This window comes from Extensimonas soli (genome assembly GCF_029211265.1).
Taxonomy (GTDB): Bacteria; Pseudomonadota; Gammaproteobacteria; order Burkholderiales; family Burkholderiaceae_C; genus Extensimonas; species Extensimonas soli.
In genome coordinates, this window is record NZ_JARGEL010000011.1 from 69,411 (window position 1) to 92,093 (window position 22,683).

General features: G+C 67.2%; 20 protein-coding genes. 14 read left to right on the forward strand and 6 right to left on the reverse strand.

The genetic code is table 11. From position 1 onward, the window contains the following. The first annotated feature begins 5 nt into the window (after nucleotides 1–5). The 9 genes from PYV55_RS03405 (at nucleotide 6) to PYV55_RS03445 (ending at nucleotide 9,521) form a co-directional block, all read left to right on the forward strand. Nucleotides 6–467 carry a hypothetical protein gene (locus PYV55_RS03405; RefSeq protein WP_275849279.1) on the forward strand — a complete coding sequence of 154 codons (462 nt, stop codon included), beginning with the start codon at nucleotides 6–8 and terminating at the stop codon, nucleotides 465–467. Nucleotides 468–543: 76 nt separating this feature from the next. Then, nucleotides 544–2,214, forward strand: a complete 1,671-nt coding sequence (locus tag PYV55_RS03410; RefSeq protein WP_275849280.1) for an acyl-CoA dehydrogenase family protein — start codon at nucleotides 544–546, stop codon at nucleotides 2,212–2,214. A gap of 190 nt (nucleotides 2,215–2,404) precedes the next feature. Then, nucleotides 2,405–3,700, forward strand: a complete 1,296-nt coding sequence (locus PYV55_RS03415; protein ID WP_275849282.1) for an MFS transporter — start codon at nucleotides 2,405–2,407, stop codon at nucleotides 3,698–3,700. A gap of 272 nt (nucleotides 3,701–3,972) precedes the next feature. After that, entirely contained in the window at nucleotides 3,973–4,449 is a 477-nt protein-coding gene (locus tag PYV55_RS03420) for a FecR family protein (protein WP_275849284.1), read from the forward strand. Then, nucleotides 4,446–5,063: an OmpA family protein gene (locus PYV55_RS03425; RefSeq protein WP_275849286.1), complete on the forward strand. Its 618-nt coding sequence runs from the start codon at nucleotides 4,446–4,448 to the stop codon at nucleotides 5,061–5,063. The genes PYV55_RS03420 and PYV55_RS03425 overlap by 4 nt, the downstream gene beginning before the upstream one ends. A 216-nt stretch (nucleotides 5,064–5,279) precedes the next feature. After that, nucleotides 5,280–6,782 (forward strand): CHASE2 domain-containing protein, encoded by a 1,503-nt coding sequence (locus tag PYV55_RS03430; protein WP_275849288.1) that lies wholly within the window; start codon nucleotides 5,280–5,282, stop codon nucleotides 6,780–6,782. Between the two features lie 191 nt (nucleotides 6,783–6,973). Next, a complete protein-coding gene (locus PYV55_RS03435; RefSeq protein ID WP_275849290.1) occupies nucleotides 6,974–7,585 on the forward strand; it encodes a VPLPA-CTERM sorting domain-containing protein in 612 nt (203 codons plus the stop codon). Between the two features lie 259 nt (nucleotides 7,586–7,844). Continuing rightward, nucleotides 7,845–8,882: a pirin family protein gene (locus tag PYV55_RS03440; RefSeq protein WP_275849291.1), complete on the forward strand. Its 1,038-nt coding sequence runs from the start codon at nucleotides 7,845–7,847 to the stop codon at nucleotides 8,880–8,882. 168 nt (nucleotides 8,883–9,050) lie between these two features. Next, nucleotides 9,051–9,521 carry an FKBP-type peptidyl-prolyl cis-trans isomerase gene (locus PYV55_RS03445; protein ID WP_275849293.1) on the forward strand — a complete coding sequence of 157 codons (471 nt, stop codon included), beginning with the start codon at nucleotides 9,051–9,053 and terminating at the stop codon, nucleotides 9,519–9,521. Between the two features lie 273 nt (nucleotides 9,522–9,794). Here the strand turns inward: PYV55_RS03445 and PYV55_RS03450 are convergent, their stop codons facing one another. Then, a complete protein-coding gene (locus PYV55_RS03450) occupies nucleotides 9,795–11,108 on the reverse strand; it encodes an AmpG family muropeptide MFS transporter (RefSeq protein WP_275849295.1) in 1,314 nt (437 codons plus the stop codon). 160 nt (nucleotides 11,109–11,268) lie between these two features. On the opposite strand from PYV55_RS03450, the gene PYV55_RS03455 reads away from it, so the two are divergent. Then, nucleotides 11,269–12,702: a phospholipase D-like domain-containing protein gene (locus PYV55_RS03455; RefSeq protein ID WP_275849297.1), complete on the forward strand. Its 1,434-nt coding sequence runs from the start codon at nucleotides 11,269–11,271 to the stop codon at nucleotides 12,700–12,702. Nucleotides 12,703–12,768: 66 nt separating this feature from the next. Here PYV55_RS03455 and PYV55_RS03460 read toward each other — a convergent pair whose 3' ends face one another. Further along, nucleotides 12,769–13,404 carry a nitroreductase family protein gene (locus tag PYV55_RS03460; RefSeq protein WP_275849299.1) on the reverse strand — a complete coding sequence of 212 codons (636 nt, stop codon included), beginning with the start codon at nucleotides 13,402–13,404 and terminating at the stop codon, nucleotides 12,769–12,771. Nucleotides 13,405–13,577: 173 nt separating this feature from the next. On the opposite strand from PYV55_RS03460, the gene PYV55_RS03465 reads away from it, so the two are divergent. Next, nucleotides 13,578–14,150 (forward strand): anti-sigma factor domain-containing protein, encoded by a 573-nt coding sequence (locus PYV55_RS03465; RefSeq protein WP_275849302.1) that lies wholly within the window; start codon nucleotides 13,578–13,580, stop codon nucleotides 14,148–14,150. A gap of 19 nt (nucleotides 14,151–14,169) precedes the next feature. On the opposite strand, the gene PYV55_RS03470 is transcribed toward PYV55_RS03465, so the two are convergent. Next, a complete protein-coding gene (locus PYV55_RS03470) occupies nucleotides 14,170–14,517 on the reverse strand; it encodes a DUF3579 domain-containing protein (RefSeq protein ID WP_275849304.1) in 348 nt (115 codons plus the stop codon). A gap of 200 nt (nucleotides 14,518–14,717) precedes the next feature. Here PYV55_RS03470 and PYV55_RS03475 point away from each other — a divergent pair, with 200 nt between their 5' ends. The 3 genes from PYV55_RS03475 to PYV55_RS03485 all read left to right on the forward strand — a co-directional run bounded on the left by PYV55_RS03475 (nucleotide 14,718) and on the right by PYV55_RS03485 (nucleotide 17,521). Further along, nucleotides 14,718–15,914, forward strand: coding sequence for an aspartate aminotransferase family protein (locus PYV55_RS03475; RefSeq protein ID WP_275849305.1), 1,197 nt, complete (start codon nucleotides 14,718–14,720; stop codon nucleotides 15,912–15,914). A gap of 19 nt (nucleotides 15,915–15,933) precedes the next feature. Beyond that, nucleotides 15,934–16,881, forward strand: coding sequence for an ornithine carbamoyltransferase (argF, locus tag PYV55_RS03480; protein WP_275849307.1), 948 nt, complete (start codon nucleotides 15,934–15,936; stop codon nucleotides 16,879–16,881). 85 nt (nucleotides 16,882–16,966) lie between these two features. Next, the gene (locus tag PYV55_RS03485) at nucleotides 16,967–17,521 is read left to right on the forward strand and encodes a c-type cytochrome (protein ID WP_275849309.1); all 555 of its coding nucleotides are present in this window, start codon (nucleotides 16,967–16,969) and stop codon (nucleotides 17,519–17,521) included. A gap of 558 nt (nucleotides 17,522–18,079) precedes the next feature. Here PYV55_RS03485 and PYV55_RS03490 read toward each other — a convergent pair. The 3 genes from PYV55_RS03490 to PYV55_RS03500 are packed head-to-tail and all read right to left on the reverse strand — an operon-like array spanning nucleotide 18,080 to nucleotide 22,680. After that, a complete protein-coding gene (locus tag PYV55_RS03490; RefSeq protein ID WP_275849311.1) occupies nucleotides 18,080–20,158 on the reverse strand; it encodes an FUSC family protein in 2,079 nt (692 codons plus the stop codon). 39 nt (nucleotides 20,159–20,197) lie between these two features. Next, complete coding sequence (locus PYV55_RS03495; RefSeq protein ID WP_275849313.1) at nucleotides 20,198–21,685, reverse strand: efflux transporter outer membrane subunit; 1,488 nt, start codon at nucleotides 21,683–21,685, stop codon at nucleotides 20,198–20,200. Then, complete coding sequence (locus tag PYV55_RS03500) at nucleotides 21,682–22,680, reverse strand: HlyD family secretion protein (protein ID WP_275849314.1); 999 nt, start codon at nucleotides 22,678–22,680, stop codon at nucleotides 21,682–21,684. Before PYV55_RS03500 ends, PYV55_RS03495 begins: the two co-directional genes overlap by 4 nt. Nucleotides 22,681–22,683: the final 3 nt, after the last annotated feature.

Below are 22,683 nucleotides of genomic sequence, written 5' to 3' on the forward strand. Positions count from 1 at the left end.
TCTAAATGACCATTAGCGCCCAAAACTTGGCCCAGCGCTATATCGATGCGCTCACGGAAATCGGCGTGGCTGCCAAGCGTGATGATGACAATGATGTCGTCTTCAAAATTCTCGGCACAGGCTCGTTCTACCTCTCTCTGGATGCGGAGAAAGACCCCGAATTCATGCGACTGGTCTTTCCCAATTTCTATGAGAGCAAGGACGCCCTGCCGGTGCTCAAAGCCATCAACACCGTGAACATGGAGAATAAGGCCGTCAAGCTCTGGGCCCGTGAACGCGATGGCAAGTTCCATGTCTCGGCGTCGATCGAGAGTTTTCTCGCATCGCCGGACCAAGCCCCCGACCCTGGCTTGCTGAAAGCCATATTGGAGCGCTGCCTTTCAGCCACCCGTGCGGGTGTGGAGAGCTTTGCTGAGGAGATAGAAAAGTCCGATGCTAGCAAGCCCGAGGATGGCGCTTCAATCTGACCACTGCAACTGAACACCTTGGACGGCGGGGGTCCATAGAATTTTCCGACACCAGTATCCGTTATCAGGAGACCCCATGAGCGCCACCCTCGCCAGCCTCCAAGTGGGCATCCACCCCGACAACCAGGTGTCCGAGCTCAAGGACTACAACCTCTACAGCAGCGACCCGGTGCTGCGCCGCGTCGTGGCGCGCGGCGGGGCGCAGTGGCGCGAGGAAGAGCTGCTGCGCCAGGGCGCCGAATACGGCGCCGAGGCCACGCTGCGCGCCGCCGAGGACGCGAACCGCTACGCGCCCGAGCTCGTCGCCTTCGCGCCCCTGGGCCAGCGCATCGACCAGATCAAGTTCCACCCCGCGTGGCACCAGATCATGGCGATCGCGCGGCGCAACGGCATTGCCAACCTGCCCTTCACCGACGCGCGCCCCTCGGCCTGGACGGCCTACGGCGCGTCGCTGTTCATGCACAGCCAGATCGAGGCCGGCTCGGCCTGTCCGACCACCATGACCAAGGCCTGCATCCCGGTGCTGCGCCACAACGCGCCGCTGTACGCGCTCACGGCGCCGCTGCTCGCGTCGCTCGAACACGACGCGCGCGACATCCCGCTCGCGCAAAAACGCTCGATCGCGGTCGGCATGGGCATGACGGAAAAGCAGGGCGGCAGCGACGTGCGCACCAACACCACGCGCGCCGTACCCGCAGGCAACGGCCCCTGGGGCGACGAATACCTGCTCACGGGGCACAAGTGGTTTTTCTCGGCGCCCATGTGCGACGGCCACCTGGTGCTCGCGCGCACCGACGCGCACGGCCCGAGCTGCTTTTTCGTGCCGCGCTGGCGCCCCGACGGCAGCAAGAACCCCATCCACCTGCTACGCCTCAAGGACAAGGTGGGCAACCGCTCCAACAGCGGCTGCGAGGTCGAGTTCCACGAGGCCTGGGGCGTGCGCGTGGGCGACGAGGGGCGCGGCATCCCCACCATCATCGAAATGGCCACCTTCACGCGGCTCGATTGCGCGCTCTCGAGCGCGGGGCTGCTGCGCCAGGCTTTGGTGCAGGCGCTGCACTATGCGCGCCACCGGCACGCCTTCGGCCGCGCGCTCGCCGATCAGCCCATGATGACCGAGCTGCTCGCCGACCTCGCGCTCGAGTCCGAGGCCGCGACGCTGCTGTCCATGGATCTGGCCGGGCGCTTTGGTTCTGACGATGCGCTCGACGGCGCGTGGCGGCGCATCATGACGCCCGCGGCCAAGTTCTGGGTCTGCAAGCGCGCCGTGGCCCTGACCGGCGAGGCCATGGAGGTTTGGGGCGGCAACGGCTACGTCGAAACCAGCGGCCCCATGGGCCGGCTGTTCCGCGAGGCGCCGGTGAATTCGATCTGGGAGGGCTCGGGCAACGTGATGTGCCTGGACGTGCTGCGCGCCATCGCGCGCCAGCCCGAAGACGCGCAGCGCCTGCTCGAGCATCTGCACGACGTGGCCGCGGCTGCCTCCGCGCCGCAGCTCGTGGCGCAGGTGCGCCAATTGCGCGCCGCCCTCGCGCAGCCGCCCGCCGAACTCGAACGCCAGGCGCGCCGCTTCACCCAGCGGCTCGCGCTCAGCGCGCAGGCCTGCCTGATGCTGCAGCACGCGAGCGCCGAAGCCGCAGGCGCCTTCATCAGCAGCCGCTTCGACCCCGACTGGGGGCCGGTCACGGGCATCAGCAGCGGCACGAGTGACCCAGGCGCGCTGCTGCGCGCCGCCTGGGCGGGTTGAGGCGGTTGAGCGGGAAGCGCTGGAGAATACGCGGGTAGAGGCGGATTGGTGTGGCCCGGACGGGGCTTGGTACGGCTCGGGTCTGGCCTGATAGGGGGCACCACCGTGCGGGTAAACCCGCATCGCCCGATCGGCGCGCTTGCCGGACACTGGGTTACGTTACAACTTTTTGTTCATTGCGAGCACATCCATGGCAGCCCCTTCAGTCCAACCCGTCGTCGCCAAAGCCACGCGGCGGCTCATGCCCTTTCTCGCCCTGCTGTTCCTGCTGAGCTTCCTCGACCGCGCGAACGTGAGCTTTGCAGCGCTGGGCATGAACCAGGACCTGGGCTTCACGCCCACCGTCTATGCCCTGGGCGTGGGCTTTTTCTTCTTTGGCTACGTGCTGTTCGAAGTACCGAGCAACATGATGATCGAAAAAATCGGCGCGCGCCGCTGGATCGCGCCGCTCACCATCGCCTGGGGTTGCGTGGCCGTGCTCATGGCTTTCACCCACAACGCGAACTCGTTCTTCACGCTGCGCTTTCTGCTCGGCATGGCCGAGGCCGGCCTGCTGCCGGGCTTGTTTTTGTACCTGACCTACTGGTTTCCGGCCGAGTACCGCGGCCGCATGAGCGCTTTCATCATGGCCGCCATGCCGGTGGCGCTGATCATCAGCGGCCCCTTGTCGGGCGCCATTCTGGGCATGAAGTCCTTGCACGGGATTGCCGGCCTGAAAAACTGGCAGTGGATGTTCATCCTCGAAGGGCTGCCCACGCTGCTCGCGGGCCTTGCCGTGTACCGGCTCATGCCCGACCGCCCGCGCGACGCCGCCTGGCTGCGCCCCGACGAAGCGCAGGCGCTCGAAGACGCCCTCGCGCGCGAGAGCCAGCAGGCCACGCCGCAGCACCGCAGCAGCCTGCGCGACGGGCTGTTGTCCCTGCCGGTCATTTTTCTGAGCCTGGCCTACTTCGGCGCCCTGATCGGCAGCTTCGGCATCATCTTCTGGGTGCCTCAGATCGTGCGCAGCTTTGGCGCTTCGACGCTGCAGACGGGCTTCATCTCGGCCATCCCGTTCATCGTCGCGCTGGTGGCCATCATCACGCTGGGGCGCTACGTGGATCGCACGGGGCGGCGTTTTTCGGTGTCCATCGTCGGGCTGCTCGCGGGCGCGCTGGGGCTGTGGCTCGCGGGCGGCACCACCAATCCGGTGTTGGCCATCGCCGCGCTGAGCCTGGGCGCCGCGGGCATCATGGGCTCGACCGGGGGCTTCTGGACGCTGCCGCAGCTCTACCTCAAGGGCAGCGCGATCGCGGGCGCGTTTGCCATGATCAACTCCGTGGGCGCGCTCGGCGGTTTCGTCGGCCCCTACATCATCGGCTGGGCCAAGGAGCACTCGGGTGGCTTCGGCCTGGGCCTCACGCTGCTGAGCCTGGGGCCGCTGGCCGCCGCCGTGCTTGTCGCGCTGCTGGGTAGCGTGCGCCGGCCGCAGTTGGCTGCAGCTTGAGAACCTGTTCATGAAAAGATCATGAACAGGTTCTGCGGGGGTGGGACGGTGGGGCAGCTCGTCTATAGCGGCCAAACGGGCCACAGCGCGCCAGCCCCTGACCCGGGCACCAGGCGAACGATCAGCCTGTTCGGGCTATCGCTTTTCATGTTGCATGGCCTTTACAGTTCGATTGAACAAATGTGAAAAAAGAGGCATGCCACGCACCTGTCGGTGATTGCACCATGGAGCCTTTCTGGTGCGCCGCCCCATTTCTTCAACCCATCATTCCTATGTCGTCCGTATCCAACCCCGCCCTGAAATATGCCTTTGCCTGTCTGTGTGCAGGCTTGGCGTTTGCCGATGTCCATGCGGGCGATACCGCGGGCACCGTGAAGACCGTCAAGGGCGCGGTGCACGTCGAGCGGGCCGGGAAAAGTACCGGGGTGGCCGTAGGCAGCGAAATTCAAGGCCGCGATCGCATCGTGACCGGTGCCGACTCTTCCGTTGGCATCACGCTGCGCGACAACACCCAGCTTTCGGCCGGCGCCAATTCGGTGCTCGACCTGAACAAATTCGCTTTCGACACGACGACCCACGACGGCGCGCTCGATGCCACGGTCAGGCGCGGCTCGCTGGCCGTGATTTCCGGAAAGCTGGCAAAGGCCAATCCCGACGCCGTGCGGTTCAATACCCCGACCTCCACGCTGGGCGTGCGTGGCACCGAATTCATCATCGAAGTCGGTGATAACGGGGAGGATGCGCGGTGAGCCTCGCGAACTGGTATCGGCGTCTCGCCGGCGGGGCCGCCGTCGCCCTGCTGGCAGGCTTGTGCGGGTGCAGCACGAACCCGGACAGAATCATCTTGCTGCCGGACCCGGAAGGTCGGGTCGGTGCGGTGATTGTCCACAGTGCCAGTGGCGAGCGGGTGCTCGACAAGGCCTACGCTGAAGTGGGCGTAGGCAAGGGCGGCGCGATGGAAACGACGCAGGAGAGCCAGGCCGGCGTGCAGCAACGCTACGGCGAGTTGCTGGCGGCGCGGCCCCCGCGCCCCATGAGCTTTACCGTGCATTTTCTGTTCGACTCCGCCACCGAAGTGGCCCCGGAATCGCTGGCCATGCTCGAAACCATCAAAACCGTTCTGGCGAACTGGCCGGCCCCTCAGCTCGTGGTGGTAGGACACACGGACCGGGCCGGATCGGTCGAGTCCAACGACAAACTGTCGCTGCGGCGGGCCGAAAGCGTGAAGGCCTTGTTGATCAAGAGCGGCATCCCTGCGCAGCAGATAGAAACCGCCGGACGCGGCGAGCGCGAGCCCCTGGTGGTCACGGCGGACGGCATCCCCAACCTCCAGAACCGGCGTGTCGTCATCACCGTCCAGTGAGAGGCTGAGAGCCTTTCGTCCATGGTCGCCTTGCACACCAAAACACCCCCGCGCGTCGTTGCAAATGCTCGCCATAGCCCGCGCTATGGCTGCGCTTTGCGCCGCTATCGGTGGCGTTTTGATGCGCCTATCGGCCGCGGCCGAAAAACTCTCAGCCCCTGAGCCGCGCCGGCGGTTGCGCGCGCGGCTTGTCGGTCTTGGTCACCCTGTACCGCGATGAAACGCTATCTCCGTCAATGGCTTGCGTTCGCCAAGCACCTGCTGGCGGCGCACAAAGGGCGTCCGGTGGCCTTGCTGGTGCTGCTCGGCCTGAGCGTGCTCAACCTGTCCAGCGAATGGCCCAACGACATTGCGCGTCCGGCTTTTCTGGGAACCCTGGACGCTGCGGTGCCCGACACCTTCAAGTCTGCCCGGCAGTTGCTGTTCGACCAGTACCAGCGTCGCTTTCCGCGCATCCCGAGCTCCGAGCCCGTCACCATCGTGGCGATCGACGAGGACACGCTGGCCCGTATGGGCCAATGGCCCTGGCCACGCAACCGACTGGCGAACCTGATCGACGCCATTGCCGCCCAGCATCCGCTGGCCATCGGTCTCGGCATTTACATGCCCGAGCCGGATCAGACTTCTCCTGACAAGGTCGCCGGCAATTTGCCGAAAACGGCGGCGGCCCTGGCGGCCGGCCTGCGGGCCTTGCCCAGCCACGAAGCGCTTCTGGCGCGCTCCCTGCGGGCGGCGCCGACCATCCTGGGGGCGGTGGGCTTCGAGAACGCCGCCTTCACCACCAGCACCGGCCTGCGCACCGTGCCGATTTCCGTGCATGGCCCCAACCCGCTGCAGTGGGTGCAACGCTTCAGCCACGTGCTGGCCAGCCTGCCAGAGTTGCAGGCCGCCGCGCACGGTCAGGCGATGCTGAGCGCCCCCGTCGAAGGCGGTGTGATCCGGCGTTTGCCCATGGTCTTCGGCCTGGGCGACAAGCTGGTGCCCAGCCTGCCGCTGGAAATGCTGCGCCTTGCCACCGGTTCGTCCGCCATCGATGTCTTTGCCGATGGGGCGGGCGTGCAGGGCGTGGGGGTTGCGGATGTCACGGTGCCCACACAGGCAGACGGCGACATCTGGCTGCATTTCGCGTCCATCCAGGCGACGCGCAATCGCTACGTGTCGGCGCGTGACATTCTGGCCGGCAAGGTCGATCCCGAGCGCATCCGGGACAAGCTGGTGCTGGTCGGCCTGACGGGCGCCGGTCTGGCCGACATGCGCACGACCGCGCTCGGGGAACTGGTGCCGGGCATAGAGATCCAGGCCCAGGCCATGGAAACCGTGTTCGAAGGGCGCTTTCTGCGGCGCCCCGTCTGGCTGAAATGGGCCGAAAGCAGCTTCATCCTGGTGTTCGGCCTGCTGATCATCTGGTATGTGCCGCGCACCGGTTCGCGGCGGCTGGCGGTATTCATGCGCGCGGTGCCCAAGGCTTCCGCTGTGCTCGGCATCGTGTTGAACCTGCTGCTGTTGTCGCTCAGCTTCCTGGTGTTCGTGCGCCTGGGTCTGCTGGTCGATGCAACCTCGATTTTCATCGTGCTGTCGGCGGTCATGAGCTGCTTCTTCTCGACCAACCTGCTGCACGCGGATGAAAAAGCCAGGCCTGCCGCCACGCCCACGTCCGCGCAAGGGCAAGGCGCCGACGCCGAGCGCGCCCCCGCGATGGCGCAGGCAGGGCCTCTCTGATCGGCACGGCCCGGGCGTTCGGTAACCCGGGTAGAGCGGGCATGTCGGGTTCGTTCGCACCTTTTCGGTAGCTAAACGGACCACCCCCGGCCCCCGCGCAAGGCGGGCGCTTCGCCCGTTCGGGCTATCGCTTTCCATGGCGCAGACCCTTACAGTCGATTCCACTGAATCTGAAAGGGAAGGAGTTCGCCATGCAAGCCATTTTTCGCCCCCTGTGCGCCGCCATCCTGGTGTCTGCTGCCGCCGTAAGCCATGCAGCGACGTGGACACAGCCTGCGATTTCGGGTGGCAACAGCTTTACGGTCACCTATCAAAGTAAGGCGACCAACCTGACCGTCACCCCTGACGGCCTGAACACTGGCGATGTCTGGTACTACGACAGCAACCTGACGCCGCAAAGCCCGAGTGCCATCTTGGGCTACCTCGCCACCCAGTTCAACGTGGCGCCAAGTACCTTGAGCTTGGCAGCGTTCTGCAACTCGGACGGCACGGGTTGCAGCGGTGCAAGTGTTTCAGGACCAGCAAAGGGAACTACAGGTACCTATTCCTTCAACACCACCAGCGCATTCGACTACCTGGCGGTGCACCTGGGTGGTGGCGAGTTGCTCTTTCACTGGGCCATCCCTACCAGCAGTTTCACGATCAGCGGTCTGACCGGTGGCGCTTTGAGCGACTACCGCGCCTATGTCAGTTCCGTCCCCCTGCCCGGCGCGGCCTGGCTCTTCCTCTCGGCTCTGGGCCTGGGTGGCGCTGCGCGCCGCATGCGCAAGCCTTCGGGGGCAGCGGCAACCGTTGCGGCTTGAGCGGTTCGCCGCGCGGATGATGCTTCTTCGGCGCTCTTTGTAGGAGTGCCGGTACGGAATGAGGGCGAGAGAGCAGGGCGTGCTTTCTCGCCCTTGCGCTTTTTGCAGCGTGAGCGCGCGACCGGGCGATGCCCTGTTGCCGATTCAGTCGCCGTGCGCGTGCCATAGGCGCAGCGGCGCAGCTTGGCCCCAAAGCGTCCAAGGCCAAAGCGATCTGCAATCATGCGGACCTCTGCTCTGATTTGCTGCAAAGCCCGCCATGTCCCCCATCCTGCAAACCCAGCCGCTGGGCCCGCTGTGGCCCACCATCGATCCCTTTTTGTTCTGCGCGCACCACGACGACGCCTACCCCGCTGGCAATGGTGCCTTCGGGCCTGCGGCGGCGCTCGCCGGGCGGCATATCGGCAACGATTTCAGCCGCCAGGACGGCTGGAGCATGTACCACGGCAGCAGCGTGCCGGGCTTTCCGGCGCACCCGCACCGCGGCTTCGAGACGGTCTCCATCATGCGCCGCGGTTTCGTGGACCATGCCGATTCGCTCGGCGCGGCGGCGCGCTTTGGCGCGGGCGACGTGCAGTGGCTCACGGCTGGGCGCGGCATCGTGCACGCCGAGATGTTTCCGCTGCTCGACGCGAGTGCCCCTAACCCGCTGGAGCTGCTGCAAATCTGGCTCAACCTGCCCGCGCGCCAAAAAATGGCGGCGCCGCACTTCACCATGTTCTGGCGCGAACGCATCCCGCGGCTCGTGCAGCGCGATGCGCAGGGCCGCACGAGCACGGTCACGGTGATCGCAGGTGCGCTGCCGGAGGTGCTTCAGGGGGCGGCCGAGCCGCTGCCGCCACCGCCCGAGTCCTGGGCCGCGCAGCCCGAGGCCGACGTGGCGATCTGGACGCTGCAGCTCGGGCCCGGCGCGCAGTGGCGGCTGCCCGCGGCGCGGCACACGCAGACGCGGCGCATGCTCTACTTTTTTGCAGGCGATCGCCTATGTATCGGACCGCAGGAAGTGCAGGCGCACGCCGCGCTCGAGCTGCACGCGGGGCAGGACTGGCTGCTCAGCAACACGGGCGCATCAACGGTCGAATGCCTGCTGCTGCAGGGCCGCCCGATCGGCGAGCCCGTGGCGCAGTACGGGCCCTTCGTGATGAACACGAGCGCCGAAATTCACCAGGCCATGGCGGACTACCGGCGCACCCAATTCGGCGGCTGGCCCTGGCCCACGAGCGCGCCGGTGCACGGCCCGCTGCCGCGGCGGTTTGCGCGCCACCCTGGGGCGCAGGTGGACAACCTGCCGGGTTGAGACTGAGAAGGTGGTGCGGGATAGCGCCGCGCGGCGCTGCAGCGGGCGTGAGCGGTACGCACGGCTGCGCGCACGCAGCCCCCGCGCTTCATGGATGGGCTTCTTCACCGACAATGCGCATCCCGGTCCACGCGCCGCGCATCCATCGTTTATCTGGTTTTCTTTCCCATGCCCATCACGCAAAACACCGCCGTCACGCTGAACTACCGCATCACCAGCCCGCAGGGCCAGCCGCTCGATGCGGGCACGCTGGCTTATTTGCACGGTGGCTACGGCAACCTGTTCCCCAAGGTCGAAGCCGCGCTCGAAGGCCAGGATGTGGGCTTCGCGACCACCATTGAGCTCAGCCCTGAAGAAGCCTTCGGCGTGCGCGACGAGCGCCTGGTGCGCACGATCCCGAAGTCTGAATTTCCGCCCGGCGTGAAGGTAGGCGGCCAGCTCGAAGGCGTGAACGACGCGGGCGAGCGCCAGCTGTTCCACGTGGTGAAGATCAAAGGCCCCGAGGTGCACCTGGACGGCAACCACCCGCTCGCGGGGCAGGCGCTGCGCTTTGTCTGCAAGGTCACCGCCGTGCGCCCCGCCACGCCCGAAGAAATCGCGCACCGCCACGTGCACGGTGCGCATGGGCATGCGCATTGAGGCTATCCTGATGCTATTGTTTAAATAGCTGCTTGCGCTTGTGTATCAAGCGTCAGAGGCTATTTTCGCTTGAACCCAGATTGTTCGTTAGGACGCGGGATGGTGGCGAGGCGGCTGGCGTGGCAGTTTGATCGCGGGTGAGAAGTCCATGGCCAGTGCCATGGACGCCGAAGCCGCGGCCAAAATGACCGGCAGACGTCCGCCAACGCCCGCGTAGGTGCGCAGCACCGCCTAATGGACAATCTGGGTTGAAAAAACAGGGCGACGCAAGGCTCACTCCGGGCGGCTGAAGCGCGCCGCGAGCCACACCAGCAGCAGCACGGGCAGGCCCAGCAGCGCCGTCGCGGTGAAAAAATGCGCGTAGCCGAAGGCATCCACGTAGCGGCCCGAAAAGCCCGCGACGAACTTGGGCAGCAGCAGCATGATGGAGCTGAACAGCGCGTACTGCGTGGCCGAATAGCGCACGTTGGTCAGGCCCGACAGGTACGCGACGAAGGCCGAGGACGCAATGCCGCCCGCGAGGTTGTCCGCCGAGACCACGGCCACGAGCGCACGCAGGTCGTGCCCGTGGCCGGCCAGCCAGGCGAACAGCAGGTTGCTGCCCGCGCTCAGCACCGCGCCCAGCATGAGCACGCGCATCACGCCCAGACGCAGCGCCAGCGCACCGCCGACGAAGGCGCCCAGCAGCGTCATCGCCACGCCATAGACCTTGGTGACGGCGGCGACTTCATCCTTGCTGAAGCCCAGATCGACATAAAACGGGTTGGCCATGATGCCCATGACCACGTCGCTGATGCGATAGACGGCGATCAGCGCGAGGATCAGGCCCGCCTGCCAGCGGTAGCGGCGCCAGAAGTCGGCAAAGGGCTCGACCACCGCGCCGCGCAGCCAGGCCGCGAGGTTTTGCGCCGGCGCGGGCGCAAGCGGCGCGGGCTCGGGCGAGAGCAGCACCGTGAGCATGCCCACCGCCATGGACGCCGCCATCACGAGGTAGGCCGTGCACCAGGCGCCGTTGTCATAGCCTGCTGCGCCCTGCGCGCGCGCCGCGATCCAGAGCACGCCCGCGCCGGCCCAGATCATCGCGAGGCGGTAGCCCGTCTGGTAGGCCGCGGCGAGCGCGCCCTGCATGCGTGCGTCGGCCGATTCGATGCGAAAGGCGTCGAGCGCGATGTCCTGCGTGGCCGAGCCCAAGGCCACGGCGAGCGCGCAGGCGACGATGGGGCCGAGCGCCTGGCGCGGGTCGGCAAGCGCCATGCCCGCCAGCCCCGCTACCACCACGGCCTGCGCCAACAGCAGCCAGCTGCGCCGCCGCCCGAGCAGGCGCGTGAGCAGCGGCAGCGGCAGCCGGTCCACGAGCGGCGCCCACAACCACTTGAAGCCATAGGCCAGGCCCACCCAGCTCAGGTAGCCTATGGTGCTGCGGTCCATGCCCGCCTCGCGCAGGCGAAAGCTCAGCGTGCCCAGCACCAGCAGCAGCGGCAAGCCCGCCGCAAAGCCCAGCGCCAGCATGCGCAGGCTGGCCGGCTCCAGATAGATGCGCAAGGTCTGCTGCCAGGACGGGCGGGGGGATGGTGAGGAATCAGGCATGGCGAGGGCGGATTTTTGCATGCGTTGCCGGCGCTGCGGCGTCGCCATCAAGCGCAAGCAGTGACGTCACACGCCACGTGCATCGCGGTGTGTTAGAACCCCGGCTCTTCGGACAGATGGCCCCGCCAGCCGCTGCACGCCTTTTGCACTACACAGCACCATGCTCGCCCTGCCTTCCATCACGCCTTTGGAACATGTCGCTGCCGTCGTTGCCGGCTTGCTGGTGTATGTGGTTGTGTCGCGTGCGCAGCGCCAGCGGCGCCAGCCCGCCGCGGCGCTGGCCTGGGTGATGACGATCACGATCTTTCCGTACCTGGGGGCACTGCTGTTTCTGATCTTCGGCACCCGCAAGGTGGCACGCCCGGCCACACGCACCCCGATTGCCACACCGGAATGTCTTGCGCAATGGGCGCCACCCTGGGCCACGCAGCTGCTCGCCGCCATGGGGATCGCCGGCCCGCAGCCCAACGCGGCCGTGGCCTTTCAGGCGGACGGCGCGGATTCTCTCGCCGCGCTGCTGGCCTTGCTGCGCAGCGCGCGGCAAACGCTGGACTTGTGCACCTTCATCCTCGGGGACGACGAAGTAGGTGCCGCCGTGGCGGCCGCGCTGGCCGAGCGCGCGCGCAGCGGCGTGCGCGTGCGCCTGCTGGTCGATGCCGTGGGCAGCCTGAGGACGCTGCACAGCCACGATGCCGTACTGCACCCCGCCGGCGTGCAGCGCCGCGTCTTCATGCCGCTGCGGGGCCGCCCTCGGGGACGCATCAATCTGCGCAACCACCGCAAACTGGCCGTGGCCGACGGCGTGCAGGTGTGGAGTGGCGGGCGCAATCTGGCCAAAGAGTATTTTCTGGGTCAGGCAGGGGATGCTCCCTGGATAGACCTGAGCTTCACCACGCACGGCCCGCTGGCTGCGCAGGCGCAGGCTTTGTTCGACGGCGACTGGGAACTGGGGCGAGATCTCGCGCCGGCGCCGCCTGCCGCAGCCATGCCTGCGGTGCCGCCGATGCCAACCCTCGGCATGTTCGGCATGTTCGGCAGCGATGTCTGGCAGGCATCCGGTGCGCTCGCCCAATGGGTGCCGAGCGGGCCCGACTTCCACGAAGACACGCTGCACGCCTTGCTCCTGAGCGCCGTTTTCCGCGCCGAGCGCCGGCTGCTGCTCGTGACGCCGTATTTCGTGCCCGACGAGGCGTTGCTGGAGGCGCTGCTGCTGGCCGTCACGCGCGGCGTGCAACTGCTCCTGGTGCTGCCGGCACGCTCCAACCACCGCCTGGCCGACTGGGCGCGGGGCCGCGCGGTGCGTGCTGTCGCCGCGGCGGGCGCGCAGGTGTGCCTGCTGCCCCAGATGCTGCACGCCAAGGCCGTCGTGGTGGATGAGGTGCTGGCGCTGTGCGGGTCGGCCAATCTGGACTGCCGCAGCTTTTTCCTCAACTTCGAGGCCATGGCGGCGTTTTACGACCGCGCACAGATCGACTGGCTCGCCCACTGGGCCCAAGCCACGGCAGCATTGGGCCAGCCCGTGCGGGCCACGCCCCCAAGCTGGTCGCGCGACCTGCTTGAAGGCGTGGTGGGGACGGTGGCGTTTCAACTTTAGGGAACCACCGGGTTTTGCGCGCCGAAAGCGCACTGCCCCCTGACGGCGCCCATTTTCACGAGCCGCTCACTCCATCCACGAGATGAACTGCGCGCGCGGGCGGCGCACCTTTTTGAGCGACACCAGCCAGTCGTTGGCCGCATCGCGATAGCCCAGCGGCATGATGGCCACGCTGCGCAGGCCGCGTGCGCGCAGGTTCAGCAGGGCGTCGAGCGCGTCGGCATCGAAGCCTTCCATGGGCGTGCTGTCCACTTCTTCGAACGCCGCCGCGACCAGCGCCACGCCCAGGCCGATGTAGGCCTGGCGCGCGGCATGCTGAAAGTTGACTTCGGCGCCGCGCTGCGGGTAGCGTGCGAGCAGCATCTGCCGGTAGGCCTCCCAGCCCTCGTTCTTGCCGCCGCGCTCGGCGTTGGTGTGGTCGAACACGGCATTGATGCGCTCGGCGGTGTAATCGTCCCAGGCAGCAAACACCAGCAGGTGCGAACCGTCGCCGATCTGCGTCTGGCCGTTGGCGATGGCCTGGATTTTTTCGCGCAGCGGCGCATTCGTCACGACGATGACCTCGAACGGCTGCAGCCCGCTGGAGGTGGGCGCAAGGTGCACGGCCTGCAGAATGCGCTCGACCTTCTCCTGGGGCACCTTTTTCGTCGGGTCCATTTTTTTCGTGGCGTAGCGCCATTGCAAGCGTTCGATCAAGTCCATGGGAACTCCTTCAGTGAAAAAATGTCTATAGCAGCACACGCGCGGCCTGCCACGCTTGCGGCCGCGTTGCCATTGTCCGCCAGCGCCCGCGCCCGCGCCCGCGCAGGTGCGCAGCACCGCCTCATGGACAATCTGGGTTCAATGGATTGCACCACGCTTTTTGCACTCGCGTCATGACAGATTCCCCCGCACCACCGCCCGCCGGCCCGTCGTCACTTTCGCCTTCATCGGCGCCTTCCTCTGCGCCCACCTCGCCCCCGCGCCGCGTGAGCCCCTGGTGGCGCGGTCTCAGTGTGGTGTTGCTGCTCGTGCTCGTGCTCGGCTGGGCCACGAGTGTGAGCCTGTACGAGCAGCTCAAGGCGCAGATCCACCACCTTCAGGCCAAGATCGTGGCGCTGCCGCAGGTGCACTACGTGGCCGTGCTCGTGGATGAGCAACAGCGTCCGGCCCTGCTCGTCACCTACGACCCCAAGGCCAAGGCCCTGCAGGTGCAGCGCCTGAACGCCGTGCGCGAGGGGCCCGAAGACAGCATGCAACTGTGGGCGCTGGACGGCAAGAACCCGCCGCGCTCGCTCGGCCTGGTGCTGAGCAAGTACCAAACGCTGCAAATCCCCGTGCAGCCGCAGGCGCTGCAAGGCGCGGTGGAGCTGGCCGTGAGCGTGGAAGACAAGGGCGGCGTGTCCGACCGCCAGGGGCCGCGGCTGCCGTACTTGTTTCGCGGCTGGTGGATTCAGAAGGCGATCTGATCAACCTGCCGGGTGGTCTTCACGGCTTCTTTGCAGCGGGCTTTTCCGCCGGGTTTTCCACCGCATCCGGCAGCAGGCAGCCTTCGCGCACTTGTAACTGGTTGTCGCGCGCAAAGTTCAGCACGAAATTCCAGGCCATGGGTTCGTGTTCGCGCAACTCGGTGTTCACCACCACGCACTTCACGCCGTCGAGCGTGGTCGGAATGCACCAGGGGGAATAGCTCAGGTGGCTGCCCGGCGCGGCGCCGCCGGGGCGGAACTGGCTCATCACGCCCGCCAGGCGCTCGGCCCAGTCGCTGGGGCGAAAGGTCTTGCCTTCCTGGGTGACGCCCAGGATGAAGACTTCGTTGGCGGAAGGAGAAACCATCGGGGTTGGAGTGGTGGGCGGCAAAGCGCATGGCAGGATCGCTGCATGCTGCACCGCAGCGAAGATTCTAACTCTTATATAAGAGCTGTCATTTCGCCGTGTCCGTCCTGCCCCTAAAATGGCTGCTTTCCAGCCCGGCGCGTGTGGCGTCGCGCACTGCGGGCCAACCCGCCACCACTGCACCGCCAGGAGATTCGCGCATGACCGCTTTCATCGAGGCCGCATCGCCCCACGTGATGAACACCTACGGGCGCCTGCCCATCGCGCTCTCGCACGGCCAGGGCTGCCGCGTGTGGGACGTGAACGGCAAGGAATACCTCGACGCGCTCGCGGGCATCGCGGTGAACACGCTGGGCCACAACCACCCCAAGCTCGTGCCGGCGCTGCAGGAGCAGCTTGGCAAGCTGATCCACACTTCCAACTACTACCATGTGCCGCTGCAGGAGGCGCTGGCAGCCAAGCTCGCCCAGCACGCAGGCATGAGCAACGTGTTCTTCTGCAATTCGGGCCTGGAGGCGAACGAGGCCGCGCTCAAGATTGCGCGCAAGTTCGGACACGACAAAGGCATAGAGCGGCCCGAAGTCGTGGTCTATGAAAAAGCCTTCCACGGCCGCTCGATCGCCACGCTCTCGGCCACGGGCAACCCCAAAGTGCAGGCCGGCTTCGGCCCGCTGGTCGAGGGCTTCATCCGCGTGCCGCTCAATGACATCGCCGCGCTCGAGCGCGCCACCGCGGGCAATCCCAATGTGGTCGCGGTGTTCCTCGAAACGATCCAGGGCGAAGGCGGCATCCACCCCATGCGCATCGAATACCTGCAGCAACTGCGCCGCCTGTGCGACGCGCGCGACTGGCTGCTCATGACCGACGAGGTGCAATGCGGCATGGGTCGCACGGGCAAGTGGTTTGCGCACCAATGGGCGGGCATCGTGCCCGACGTGATGCCGCTGGCCAAGGGCCTGGGCTCGGGCGTGCCCGTGGGCGCGGTGGTGGCCGGCCCCAGGGCCGCCAACGTGCTGCAGCCGGGCAACCACGGCAGCACCTTTGGCGGCAACCCGCTGGCCATGCGCGCGGGCCTCGAAACCCTGCGCATCATGGAAGAAGACGGCTTGCTCGACAACGCCGCGCGTGTGGGTGCGCACCTCAAGGCCGGGCTGGAGCGCGCCCTGGGCGGTTTGCCGGGCGTCAAGGAAGTGCGCGGCCAGGGTCTGATGCTGGGCGTGGAGCTCGCCAAGCCCTGCGGCGCGTTGCTGCAGCGCGCGGCCGACGCGGGTCTGTTGATCAGCGTTACGGCAGAGAGCGTGATCCGCATCGTGCCGCCCCTCATCCTCACCGCCGCCGAAGCCGACGAGATCGTCGCGCGCCTCGCGCCGCTGGTGCAGGCCTTCCTGGCCGAATGAACCGGACTCGGACATCCCCATGAAACACTACCTGCAATTCACCGATTTCAGCGCCGACGAGTACGCCTACCTCTTTCGCCGCGCCGCACTCATCAAAAAGAAGTTCAAGGCCTACGAAAAGCACCACCCGCTGGTGGACCGCACGCTCGCGATGATTTTCGAAAAAGCCAGCACGCGCACGCGCGTGAGCTTCGAGGCCGGCATGTACCAGCTTGGCGGCTCGGTCGTGCACCTGACCACGGGCGACAGCCAGCTCGGCCGCGCCGAGCCGATCGAGGACACGGCGCGCGTCATCAGCCGCATGGTCGATCTGGTGATGATCCGCACCTTCGAGCAGACCAAGATCGAGCGCTTCGCCGCGCACTCGCGCGTGCCCGTGATCAACGGCCTGACGAACGAATACCACCCCTGCCAGATCCTGGCCGATCTGTTCACCTTCATCGAGCAGCGCAGCGCGCCCGGCCAGGCGAGGCCGACCGATTGCCTCCAAGGCATTACCGTGGCCTGGGTGGGCGACGGCAACAACATGGCCAACACCTGGCTGCAGGCCGCGTCGCTGCTGGGTTTCAAGGTGCACGTGAGCACGCCGCGCGGCTACGAAATCGATGCCAAAATGGCCTCTAGTGCAGGCGGGATCAGCGCAGGCAGCTATCAATTTTTCAGCGACCCGCATGAGGCCTGCAAGGGCGCAGACCTGGTCACCACCGACGTCTGGACCAGCATGGGCTACGAGGCCGAGAACGCGGTGCGCCAAGAAGCCTTTGCCGACTGGTGCGTGACCCCCGCGATGATGGCCGCCGCCAGGCCCGACGCCCTGTTCATGCACTGCCTGCCCGCCCACCGCGGCGAAGAAGTCGCGGCCGAGGTCATCGACGGCCCGCAGTCCGTCGTCTGGGACGAGGCGGAAAACCGCCTGCACGTGCAAAAGGCGCTCATGGAATACCTGCTGCTCGGCACCGTGGCCTGAGAGGTTGACGCCACTGCCGCTGCCGGCAGCCTGCAAACATATAATCAAAAGTCAAATTCTCCACCAACTACCGCCCCATCCCCCCATGAGCGATACCCATACCGACGAAGCCCACACGGGCCCGATCAAGACGCCCAAGCAATTGCTGGTGACGAGCATTCTGGCCTTTGTCGTGCCGGTTTTCATCATCATCGGTTTGGTCATGTATGTCAGCTCCGGCAACAAACCCGCAGCCGGCGCCGACAATCTGGAAAAGGCCGTTGCCGAACGCATCCAGAAGGTAGGCTCGGTGGAGATACGCGACGCCAACCGCCCCCTGCGCACGGGTGAGGAGGTCTTCAAGGCCCAGTGCTCCGCATGCCATGCCGCCGGCGTGGCCGGTGCGCCCAAGTTTGGCGACGCGGCCGCGTGGGCGCCGCGCATCCAGACGGGGTTCGACGCCCTGGTGCAGTCCGCCATGAAGGGCAAGAACGCCATGCCGCCGCAAAGTGGTGGCGACTTCAACGACACCGAAATCGCCCGCGGCGTGGCCTACATGGCAAATGCCGGCGGCGCCAAGTTCACCGAACCGGCCGCGCCTGCAGCCGCCGCTTCGGATGCCGCAGCCGGGGCGCCAGCCGCCGCCGCGAGCGCGAACTGAAATCGCGGCCAAGTTTTTCCGCCATTCTCCCGCCCTTGCCCTATGCCCCACGGCAGACATTAGTGTGCTGCCCCGCAAAGAGCTGCACATGAAATCGCGCCTTCGCACGCAGGGCGGCGTTGCAAATCCTCGCGATACCACCCGGTATCGCGAGGATTTGCAACGCCGCCCGGGCCGAAAAGACGCGGTTTTATGTCGCAGATAGCGTCGAACACTACACTAGCAAGGCCGCCGCCAACGCTTCATCACCCGGCTGCTCGGACGCAGCCCCAGCACTGTCAACCGAAAACTGCGGCTCTGCGCCGCCGCGGGGCGCGAAGTGACTTTGCGCGTCTGAGAGGTTGAGAGTCTGAGAGTCTTTCGTCCATGGCCGCCTTGCACACCAAAACACCCCCGCTTGTCGTTGCAAATGCTCGCCATAGCCCGAGCTATGGCTGCGCTTTGCGCCTCGATCGGTGGCGTTTTGATGCGCCTTTCGGCCGCGGCCGAAAAACTCTCAGCCTCTGAGCTGCCTTGCCTGCTCAAGGGCAGCGTCGCAACGGCTCGCCGCCCGCGCCATCAAACCGGCGCAGCGTCTTCCGCTTCGGGCGGCACGCCAGGAGCAGGCACTTGGTCGACCCCCAGGCTGCCTTGCAAGGGTTGCTGTGCGAACAGGCCCTGGCGCAAGCCGATCAGGCCCAGCAGCGCCTCGTCGCGCATGCTGCCCGGCGGCAAGGTGCGCAAGCGCGACAGCGACGCTTCAAGCGCAAGCCGCAATTCCTCGGGCGGCGGCAGCGGCCGTCCGGCACGTTGGCGCGCGCGGTAGTGCGCGGCGATCATCCCCAGCAGGCGGTTCAGCGCGGCGCGGTTGACATCGGGCAAGTCGTTGCGCGCGCGGCGCAGGTTGAGGATGTTGAGCCCCAGGCGGATCTCGTCGAGCAAGTCCACACCCGCGATGTCTTCACCGGGCTGCAGCGACGCGAGCCGCGGTGCGAGCAGGCCCAGCAGATCGAGCATGCGGATCATGAAGCGCTCGCGATTTTGCGGGCCGCTGCCTTCTGCCGCCTCGGCCAGCAGCCCCCAGCCCTGGCGCACCAGGCGCTGCGCGCTCCATTCGGCACCGATCGAGCGAAACAGCCGCGTCACCACGAGCGCGAACAGCATGCCGATCACGGTGGACAGCGAGGAGTTGACGAAGCGCGTGAAGTCGGCCTCGTAACGGTTCTGGATCGCAAGCAGCGTGGCGAAATTCGTCACCAGCACCATGCCCGGCAAAAAAAGCGTGGGACGCACCGCCATCAGGCCCGCGGGCAGCAGCACCGTGGCCACCACCAGCACCAGCGGCACGAAGTCGTGGATCGCGGGCAGGATGCCGAACAGGTACACGCCCGCGACCAGCGTGGCCACCATGATCCAGTTCAGGAACAGCATGATGCTCGGCGCCGGGTCGTCCTGCGCGGCAAAGAACGCCGCCGCGACGCCGGCCATCATTGCTCCCGAGGCGCCGTCGGGCCAGCCCAGCGCGAGCCAGATCAGGCAGTACGAAAACATGGTCGCCCCCGCGGCCAGGGCTGAAAAGCTCACCATGCTCCAGTCGATGTGGCGATTGCCGATGTGCACCAGGCGCCGCAGGTCAAGGCCGAATGCCGGCGCAGGCGGAGGCGCCCCATCCGTGATGGCCTGCTGCAGGTGGCGGCAGTCGAACCAGAGCTCGGCGAGCTCCGCGAGGCGCAGCAGCAGGCTGTTGCGCAGCAGCGCCGCGCTGTCGCCATCGAGCGGCGCGCGCAGGCCGTCGATGCGCGCGCGCCATGCGTCCAGGCTGGCCTGCGCGGGCGGCGCTTCCTGCTCGATCCAGCTGCGCAGGTCGGCAAGCAGGCGCTGCAGCTCGGCGTCCTCGGTCGCGGCGGTGCCGAGGTCATCAAGCCGGGACTCGACCGCAGCCAGCACCGGCAGCATGCCGAGCAGGCGCGCGCGCAGCTCGGCGAGCCAGTCGGCCAGCGCGCCGTGGCGCGGGTCGTCGCGCCGCGTGAAGGGGATCACCAGGTCCAGCTGCGACAAGTCCATGGCAAGACGCCGGCGCAGCTCGCCGGGGCTGCCGCGCTGCGCGAGCACCTGTGCGCACCACGAGCGCGCATCTTTCATCAGCGCCTGCATGCGCGGCACGAGCTGCGTCTTGATCGAGACCGGGAACACCACCGCGCCGATCACCACCGCGCACAGGCTGCCCAGCACGATCTCCTCGCTGCGCGCGAGGGCGGTGTCGAAGATCGTGTCCGGCTGCATCGCCGCCGGAAAACCGACGAAGGCGGCCGTGTAGCCGGCCAGCATGAAGATGTACGAGGACGGCCCGCGGTGCAGCAGCGAAACGAACATGCAGCCCGCGAGCCACAGCGCAAGCGCCAGGCTCAGCACCTCGGGCACATGCAGCAAGTTGGGCACGAGCACGATCACCGCCGAAGAGCCGAGCAAGGTGCCCAGGATGCGGTAAATCCCGCGCGAATTGGTACCGCCGAGCACCGGCTGCATCACGATGTACGCGGTGGCCATGGCCCAGTAGGGCCGCGGCAGGTCGGCAGCCAGGGCGATGTAGAGCGCGATGATGGAGGCGAGAAAAGACTTGGCCGAATGCAGCCACGCCTGGCGATCGAGCAGCAACATGCCGTGGGCCTTTTCCTGTCCGTTCCTGCTTTCAGCCTCTCAGGGCATCCTGGGGCTGCCGCCCGCGGATGCGCTGCCTTCGGTCGTACCCGCGGCCTGATCGCCCCAGCCGCCGCCGAGCGCGAGGAACAGGCGGATCTGGTCTTTCGAGACCTGCGCCTCGGCGGCCGCGAGGCTGGCTTCGGCGGCGGCCAAGGTGCGCTCGGCGTCCAGGCTCGCGAGGTAGGGCACGCGCCCCCCTTCGTAGAGGCGGCGCATGTCGGCGGCTGCGACCTCGGCGCGGTCGCGCGCCTCGCGCAGGGCCGCGACGTGGCGCAGGTCTTCGGCGTAGCTGCTCAGGATGGTCTGGGTTTCGCGCAGGGCCTGCAGCACGACGCGGTCGAACTCGGCCAGCATCATGTCGGCACGCGCCGACGCGCCGCGCACCCGCGCCCGCGCACCGCGGCCAGGAATGGACCAGCTGAGCAAAGGCCCGAAGGTGAACTGCTGCGTGACTTTTTTGCCGAAGTCGTCGAGCAGGCCGTTGGCACCGAAAGAGCCGCCGATGAACACGTCCGGGTACATCTCGGCCGTGGCCACGCCGACGTCGGCCGTGGCGGCTGCGAGTTCGCGCTCGACCTGGCGCACGTCGGGGCGGCGGCGCAGCAGTGCGGCGCCGTCACCGACGGGGATGGGCTGCTTGAGCTCGGGCGCCTCGGCGCAGTCCAGGGCCTCGGCGGGTACCTGGTCGGGCGTGCGGCCGAGCAATTCGGCCAGTTCGTAGGCGGCAGCCTGCTTGCGCGCCTGCAGCAGTGGCAGCGCGGCTTGCAGGGTTGCTACCTGGGTGTCGGCGCGCTTCACCGCCGTCACGGTGCCGCGGCCACTCGTGTGCAGCCGCGCGGCAACTTGGCGGCTGGCTTGCTGCAGCTCGAGCGAATGCCGCGCCACGGCGAGTTCGTGGTTGCCATGGCATATCTCGGCGTAGGCGCCAACCACGGCGGCCACGACGCTGATGCGTGCCAAGTCGCTGGCCGCCTGCACGGCCTCGGCGTCGGCGCTGGCGGCTTCGGTGACACGGCGCAGCTTGCCAAACAGGTCGAGCTGGTACGACACGGACAGGCTCCCGTTCGCAAAATTGGCCACGGGCAGCACCTCGGGCTGCAGCAGCGACTCGGCGGAGATGCGGCCGCGCATCACCGCGGCTTCGACGTTGCCGTTCACGCCGCCCAGCGCGAGCGCCTGCACGTAGCGCGCCTGCGCCTGCGCGAGACGCGCCGCGGCCACCCTCAACTCCACGTTGCCTTGCAGCGCCTGCTCGACCAGCGCATCGAGCCGCGCATCGTCGTAGAGCTTCCACCAACGGCCGGCGACGGCTTCGTGCGCCGCGTCCACGGCACTGGAGCCGCGCGCGTCGAGCGCCAGCGGCTGCTGCTGCGTCTGGGCAAAGCGCGAATCCTTGGGCAGCGCATAGTCCGGCCCCACGGTCGTGCACGCCGTCATGCTGGCGAGCGCCAGTGCCAGCACACCCCCTTGCAACAGCCGCTTCATGATGCGTGTGCGGAAGATGCAGTGGGCGCGGGGGCAGCGGGTTTGGACTCTTCCTTGCCCGCTTCGATGCTCACCGTGGCCGTGCGGCCCGCAATCAGGTGCATGCCCTGCGGAACCGCGTCGATGCCGATGCGCACGGGCACGCGCTGCGCGAGCCGCACCCAGTCGAAAGCCGGCTGCACGTTGGGCAGCAGCGTTGCGCCGTCGCTGCGAAAGCGGTCTTCTATGCCCACGGCGATGCTTTGCACGTGACCATGCAGCACGCCCGACTCGCCCATGACGTGGATGTCCACGGGGTCGCCCTCGCGAATGCCATGCAGGCGCGTTTCTTCGAAGTAGCCATCGACGCGGAACGAGCGCGTGTCGAGCACGGCGAACACCGCCTTGCCGGCCGTCACATAGTCGCCCACGCGCACCGTGCGGTCGCCGGCGCGGCCATCGACGGGGCTGCGCACCACCGTGCGCTCGAGGTTCAGGCGTGCGAGGTCGAGCGCCGCCTGCGCCGTGGCGACGCTGGCCTCGGCCGCGGTGATGTTGGCCTTGGCGGCTTCGACGCCGGCATGCGCCTTGTCCAGATTGGCGCGGCGCGCTTCTATTTCTTCCGTGGCGATGAGGTCTTTGAGGCTGCGGTCGCGCTGCGCCTCGCGTTGCAACTGTTGCTCCGCGGCCAGGCTTTGCACCAAATTAGCGCGGTGCTGCGCCAGGCTCGCCTTGCTTTGCGCAAGCGCCGCCTGCGCCTGCTCCAGCGCGATCTTGTAGCGCGCCTGATCGACCACGAACAGCACCTCACCACGGCGCACGGCGGCGTTGTCGCGCACGCGCACGTCGGACACCAGGCCCGAAACGTCGGGCGCCACCTGCACCACCTCGGCGCCGATGTGCGCATCGCGGGTCCACGGGTCGTGCATGTAATAACGCCACAAGTGCTGCAGCACGAGCAAGGCCGCGACGGTGACCGCGAGCGTCACCACGACGGAAATGATCTTGCGCGCCATGGC